The sequence below is a fragment of the Candidatus Frankia alpina genome, assembly GCF_902806485.1.
Lineage (GTDB): Bacteria > Actinomycetota > Actinomycetes > Frankiales > Frankiaceae > Frankia > Frankia alpina.
Window position 1 is genome coordinate 1 of record NZ_CADCWT010000265.1, and the last position, 5,884, is coordinate 5,884.

6 protein-coding genes and 2 tRNA genes are annotated in these 5,884 nt (G+C 70.0%); 4 read left to right on the forward strand and 4 right to left on the reverse strand.

All coding sequences use genetic code 11. From position 1 onward, the window contains the following. Positions 1–165 precede the first annotated feature (165 nt). From G6R25_RS20345 to G6R25_RS20355, 3 genes are all read right to left on the reverse strand, one after another. On the reverse strand, positions 166–807 hold the full coding sequence (locus tag G6R25_RS20345; protein ID WP_136448531.1) for an ATP-dependent Clp protease proteolytic subunit: 642 nt from the start codon (positions 805–807) through the stop codon (positions 166–168). A 262-nt stretch (positions 808–1,069) separates the two neighbouring features. Next, positions 1,070–2,509 carry a trigger factor gene (gene tig, locus G6R25_RS20350; RefSeq protein ID WP_163554222.1) on the reverse strand — a complete coding sequence of 480 codons (1,440 nt, stop codon included), beginning with the start codon at positions 2,507–2,509 and terminating at the stop codon, positions 1,070–1,072. Between the two features lie 55 nt (positions 2,510–2,564). Continuing rightward, a tRNA-Pro gene (locus tag G6R25_RS20355) sits at positions 2,565–2,637 on the reverse strand. Positions 2,638–2,683: 46 nt separating this feature from the next. Here G6R25_RS20355 and G6R25_RS20360 point away from each other — a divergent pair. Continuing rightward, positions 2,684–2,754, forward strand: a tRNA-Gly gene (locus tag G6R25_RS20360). 272 nt (positions 2,755–3,026) lie between these two features. Further along, a complete protein-coding gene (locus tag G6R25_RS28050) occupies positions 3,027–3,374 on the forward strand; it encodes a hypothetical protein (RefSeq protein ID WP_235949234.1) in 348 nt (115 codons plus the stop codon). Between the two features lie 464 nt (positions 3,375–3,838). Here G6R25_RS28050 and G6R25_RS20370 read toward each other — a convergent pair whose 3' ends face one another. Beyond that, positions 3,839–4,165 (reverse strand): hypothetical protein, encoded by a 327-nt coding sequence (locus G6R25_RS20370; protein ID WP_163554223.1) that lies wholly within the window; start codon positions 4,163–4,165, stop codon positions 3,839–3,841. 380 nt (positions 4,166–4,545) lie between these two features. Between G6R25_RS20370 and G6R25_RS20375 the strand changes: the two genes are divergently transcribed. Both G6R25_RS20375 and G6R25_RS20380 read left to right on the forward strand, forming a co-directional pair. Next, positions 4,546–5,379: a L,D-transpeptidase gene (locus G6R25_RS20375; RefSeq protein WP_235949236.1), complete on the forward strand. Its 834-nt coding sequence runs from the start codon at positions 4,546–4,548 to the stop codon at positions 5,377–5,379. A 48-nt stretch (positions 5,380–5,427) separates the two neighbouring features. Further along, positions 5,428–5,884: DUF3291 domain-containing protein (locus G6R25_RS20380; RefSeq protein WP_235826525.1), on the forward strand; the 457-nt coding region annotated here is incomplete at its 3' end.

Consider the following 5,884-nt stretch of genomic DNA (forward strand, 5'->3'; position numbering starts at 1 on the left):
GGAGGTCTTCTCGATGATGTTCGGCAGGACGTAGCGGCCCTGCGGCTGGCCGGCGGCCTGGCGGGTCTGCTCAGACCTCATCTGCTGATAGAGCGTCTCGTGGAACATGATGGCTGCCTCCGGAAACGGATGACGACGGTTCGGTCCGGTGAGCGGGCTGCCCGCTCAGCTCACCGGCCCCTCGCTGGGAACCTGGCGGGCCTGCTGGACCACGTGATCGACGAACCCGTAGTCCTTGGCCTCGTCGGCGGTGAACCACCGGTCCCGGTCGGAGTCGCGCTCGATCTGCTCGATCGGCTGCCCGGTGTGGAACGCGATGCGCTCCTGCATCATCCGCTTGGTGTAGAGCATCTGCTCCGCCTGGATGGCGATGTCGGAGGCGGTGCCCCCGATCCCGCCCGACGGCTGGTGCATCATGATCCGGGCGTGCGGCAACGAGTAGCGCTTGCCCGGCGCACCGGCGCAGAGCAGGAACTGACCCATCGACGCGGCGAGGCCGAGCGACACGGTCGCGACATCGTTCTCGACGAACTGCATGGTGTCGTAGATCGCCATGCCGGCGCTCACGGACCCACCCGGCGAGTTGATGTAGAGGAAGATGTCCCGGGTCGGGTCCTCCGCGTTGAGCAGCAGCAGCTGCGCGCACAGCGCGTTGGCGATCGCATCCTCGACCACCGATCCGAGGAAGACGATCCGGTTGGCCAGCAGGCGGTTGAACACTTGGTCGTCGAAGGCGGGCCCACCCTGGCCGGGCGAACGGAGCTCTGGACCCGGAACTGGCAGGCGCGGAACTGCGAGGTTACTCACGGTCAGCTCCTCGGCTTCCTCACATGGGGCGGCTGATTGACCGGCTCGACACTATCTGTGACACGCGCAAGTTCTCGCCATTCAGGCTCGATGTTCGCGCTGGGCGTGAGGACCGGCCAGTCCGGACGCCCTCGCGACGCCGCTGCGCCGGCCCTCGACGACGGCACGCCGCAACGCCAGACGGCCCTCGAACCGAGTCCGGGGGCCGTCTGGCGAGCTGACAGACCGTGCGGCGCGAGCCGCACCACCGCCTGCCGCGAGGTCAGATGTCGCGGTCCACGCCTTCGCTCGTCGCGGTCGCCGCCTGGGCCGGCTCCGCAGCGGCCTCGGCCTCGGCATCGTGACCGGCATGATCGTGACCGGCGTGCTCGTCGTCGGCCTCGTCGTCGTCTGGAGCCGGGCGGGCCGGGAGCACCAGCTCCACCGCGGTGCCCTCCCCGTCGACGACCTTGGCGTTCTCCAGCAGCAGGAACAGCGCCTTGGTCCGCAGAACGTCGGCCATCAGCGCCTGCAGTCCCTCGCCCTGGGCGAGCTGCTGGGCGTAGACGTCGGGCTGCAGACCCGAACGCTGGGCCCGCATGATCACCTGCTCCATGAGCTCACCCTGGTCGATGCCGATCGACTCGGCGTCGATGACCGCGTCCAGGATGAGCTGGGAGCGGATCGCCTTGTCCGCTGTCTCGCGGACCTCGGCGTCGAACTCCTCGGCGGACTGACCAAGCGTCTCCAGGTAGGTCGCCCGGTCGGTGCCGATGTTCTCCAGCTCATGGGACAGTCGGTGCTCCCGGGCCTCGATCTCGCCCTCGAGCAGGGAGGCCGGGACGGGCACCTCGACCCGCTCCAGCAGGCTCTCCAGCAGCTTCTCCCGGGCCTGCCCGACCTGCTCGGTACGCCGCGACTGCTCCAGCCAGCTGCGCACGTCGGCGCGCAGCTCGTCCAGCGTGTCGAACTCGCTGGCCGTGGTGGCGAAGTCGTCGTCGAGGGCGGGAAGCTCCTTCTCCTTGACCCCGCGCACCGTCGCGGTCACCTCGGCCTGCTCGCCGGCCAGCAGCGCCGTGGTGAACGTGTGGGACTCGCCGTCGGCGGCCCCGATGATCGCCTCGTCCAGGCCCTCGATGAGGTTGCCGCTGCCGACCTCGTAGGACAGCCCGGTGGCCTCGGCGCCCTCGATCGGCTTGCCGTCGGCCTGCGCGGACAGGTCGAGCGAGACGAAGTCGCCCGTCTGCACCGCCCGCTCGACCGGCTGGAGCTGCGCGAACCGGTCCCGCAGCGCGCCGAGCTGCTCCTCGACCTGCTCGTCGGTGACCTCGACGGCGTCCACCGTGACCTGCAGATCGGAGAACTCTGGCAGCACCACCTCGGGGCGGACGTCCACCTCGGCGGTGAACACGAGCTGGCCGCCGTCGGCGAACTCGGTGATGTCCACCTCGGGGCGCGACAGCACGTCGACCTCCTCGGCCTGCACAGCCTCGGAGTAGAGCTGCGGCAGCGCCTCCTGGACCGCCTCGTCCAGGATCACGCCACGACCGAGGCGCTGGTCGAGGATCCGCGACGGTACCTTGCCCGGCCGGAAGCCGGAGACGCGGACCTGGCGGGCGAGCTTGCGGTAGGTGGCATCGAGCGAGGGCTTGAGCTCGTCGAAGGGCACCTCGACGGTGAGCTTGACCCGGGTCGGGCTGAGGGTCTCCTTGGTGGCCTTCACGGCGCGGCGGTCTCCTGGTACGACGTTGGACGGGGTGACACGCCGAGGCTATCGGTCGGGGCGGGGAGACTCGAACTCCCGATCTCCTGCACCCAAAGCAGGCGCGCTAGCCACTACGCTACGCCCCGAGGCGTTGCCTGCTCATCTTACGGGGTAAGCTCGCCTCGATCACCTGCGGGTGTAGCTCAATGGCAGAGCCCCAGCCTTCCAAGCTGGCCATGCCGGTTCGATCCCGGTCACCCGCTCTCCAATACCGCCCAGCCCAGCGGCCCTCGATGCCGCCGCGGTCTGGTGGCCATCGTCGGCCCGGAGCCGATGCAGCGGGCCTCGAAAATCACCCGCACACGGGCGCCCGTGTGCGGGTCGGTCTGCACGCACCCCCCATCAGTCCGGCGCCGGACTATGCCGGCATCTCCGGCCGGAGTCGGCGTCGCGACCGGGTCGGCCCGCGCGCGTCGACATGCCCAGATGGCATGCCCGTCGGCATGTCGCGTGGTCGGACGCGCACCGGCTCCAGTTGGAGGTGCTCGACCTGGTCCCGGCGATCTACCGGGCGGCCCGGCTCGCCCGTGGCCGCGGGGCGTTCCAGGCGATGCTCGTCGATCGCGGAGTGCTGGTGCGTACCCGCCACCCGGCAGCGAGCGCCCCCCGGCTCGCCGAGCGCTCGGAGCTCACCGACTTCACGGACGCCGAGCTCGTCGCGGTGACGCAGCTCCCTGGACAGACGCAGCTCCCTGGACAGCGGCCCAGCGGGGTCTCGCCCCGCGAGGCGGTCTGCACGGATCAGGCCCTCAATAAGCCCGATCCTCCCAGCTCACAGGCACTTCCCTATTCCCAGCATCCCAACAGACGATCACCGGCATGAAAGCCCGGGGTTGACCAGGCCAGCTGGCACCGCACGGCCACCCATCTGCCAGCCCAGTTCCCGGCCAGATCGTGCCGAGGCTTACGTACGGTTCCATAACCGAAAACCGCAACCAAGCCTCGGCACGATTCCGCGCATGACTGATCACAGAAAGACGGGAAGGATGCGGCGGCCGGTGGGGCGCGCTGAATCCCGAGCCACTCCGCCCGGGTTCACAGGCACTTTGCCGATGCCGCGAGCCCAGGCCGAGGGCGCGCCCCGGGCGCCGTCGCTGGTGCCGGCCGTCGACACTGACGACCGGCACCAGCGCCGGCAGGCCTGGACCGACTGCAGCCCCGCCCCGGCCGCCGGGTTGCCGGGAGCCGGGAAGGGATTCTCCGCCGGCAGATCACCAGGGTGCGGTCAGCCCACCGTCAGCACGGTGGGCTGACCCGCCGACCGGAGCAACCGGTGCAACGGCTCAGTCACCAGTTCCAGCCATTGTCCTTCCCCCTGTCTTTGCGCTTGTCACCGAACCAGTCGTCGTCGAACCAGTCGTCCTTGCGCTTGTCATCCTTACGCCAGTCGTCCTTGCCCCAGTCGTCCTTACGCCAGTCGTCCTTGCCCCAGTCGTCCTTACGCCAGTTGTCCTTGTCCCACTTGTCCTTGCCCCAGTCGTCCTTGCCCCAGTTCTGGGCCTGCTTGACTGTGTCCCCGCCGTCGGACGCCCAGGCGCTCGAAGCCGCTGGTCCCAGCGCGACGAAAATGGTCGCCATGCTCGACAGCGCGACCGCCGCCGCCCGGGCCCTCATTGATCTCCGCACAGTTCTCCCCTACCGTTTCGGAAAAGCAACAAACCAAGGTCGCTGGAAAGCGTATCCGGCCTGTCGTGGACCGCAAATCCTGTCGCTCACCCTGAGTTTTGTTCACGTTTCATACCGCGTTCTCGCACGCTCTCCTCAGATGACCGGAGAATGACCAGAAGTGATTTCGACGGGTCGGCCCCGCGGCGCACCGCCGCGTCCGGCGGGGTGCGCGCCGGGGGGCGACGCGGCGATCCGCCGGGGATCGGCCGGCCTGCCCCGATCTCACCAACGACGGTCGGCGGCCGGTGCGAGGCATCCCGGCCCGTGCAGGTGCACCCACCCCACCGACTACGTAAAGTAATCACCAGATGGCCGAGGGGGTCTGGATGCGCAGCACCGACACAAGCCGCCCGCCGGCGCCGGGCCTTCGCCCGCCGCCTCGCCCCGGCGTCGCCGGTCCGGCCGGCCTCCTGCTCCTGGCCACAGCGCTGCTGGCCGCGACCTGCCTGGTCGGCGCCTGTTCAGGTGGTCGGACCGCACCTGCGCGACCCGCCGCCGCAGCAGCGCCGACCCGCGCGACGCACCCACCGGCCGGCGCCGGCCCCGCCGGCCCCGCGAAGGGTCGGCACCTCGTGGCCCAGGCCGTGGTACCCGAGATCACCTGGTTCGCGACCCCGGACACCGGGGCCCCGCAGGGTCGGCTCGCCAACCCCAACCGGGAGGGCGTGCCGCTGGTGTTCGCGGTGGAGGAACGCCGGGCCCACTGGCTGCGGGTCCAGTTGCCCGTGCGGCCCAACGGGTCGCGGGGATGGCTGCGAGCCGAGGACACCCAGGTCACCGAGACCCCGTATGACCTGCGAGGCGACCGGTCTGCGCATCGGCTCACCGTGCTACGGGACGGCGCGGTCCTCGCCCGACTCCCGGTGGGCATCGGAACCGGCGGTACCCCCACGCCGTCCGGCGAGTTCTACCTCACCGAACTGCTGCGACCCACGGATCCGAACGGGCCGTGGGGGCCGTACGCCTTCGGCCTGTCGGGCTTCTCGGACGTGATTACCCAGTTCAACGGCGCCAACGGCATCATCGGGCTGCACGGCACGAACCGCCCCGACCTGGTCGGGACGGACGCCAGCCACGGCTGCATCCGGCTTCGCAACGAAGACATCGAAAAGCTGGCGGGAATCCTCCCCATCGGCACGCCTGTCTCCATCGAACGGTGATGCGCGTCATTTCTGGCGGATGCGGGACAACATCCCTAGGCTATCTTCATGACGGGTTACCATCTGGCCCAGGTCAACATCGCCCGAGTACTCACCCCACTCGACTCCCCCGCGCCGGATGACATCCTGGCCGGCCTCGCGCCGGTTAGCGACCTCGGCGACGGGCAGCCCGGCTTCGTCTGGCGCCTGCAGCCCGAGCAGGGCGCCGCGGCCGTGCACACCTTCCGGCTCGACGCGGAGGCCGACCTCACCGTCATCGTGAACCTGACGGTGTGGGAATCGGCGGACGCGCTCGCCGACTTCGTCTTCCGCCATGGTCAGGGCGCGTTCCTGCGGCGCCGGCGGGAGTGGTTCCATCCGACCGACCGGGCCACCAACGCCCTGTGGTGGGTGCCCACCGGGCACCGTCCCGGCAGAACGGGTCAGGCACCTGCGCACGCACGGCCCGACCGCGACCGCGTTCACCTTCCGGCTGACGTTCCCCCCGCCGGATCGGCGGATCTCC

Bases quoted from the DNA above. Each gene is read 5' to 3' on its own strand.
- G6R25_RS20375 (WP_235949236.1), top strand. From the start codon at position 4,546: ATGCGCAGCACCGACACAAGCCGCCCGCCGGCGCCGGGCCTTCGCCCG.
- G6R25_RS20370 (WP_163554223.1), bottom strand. From the start codon at position 4,165: ATGAGGGCCCGGGCGGCGGCGGTCGCGCTGTCGAGCATGGCGACCATT.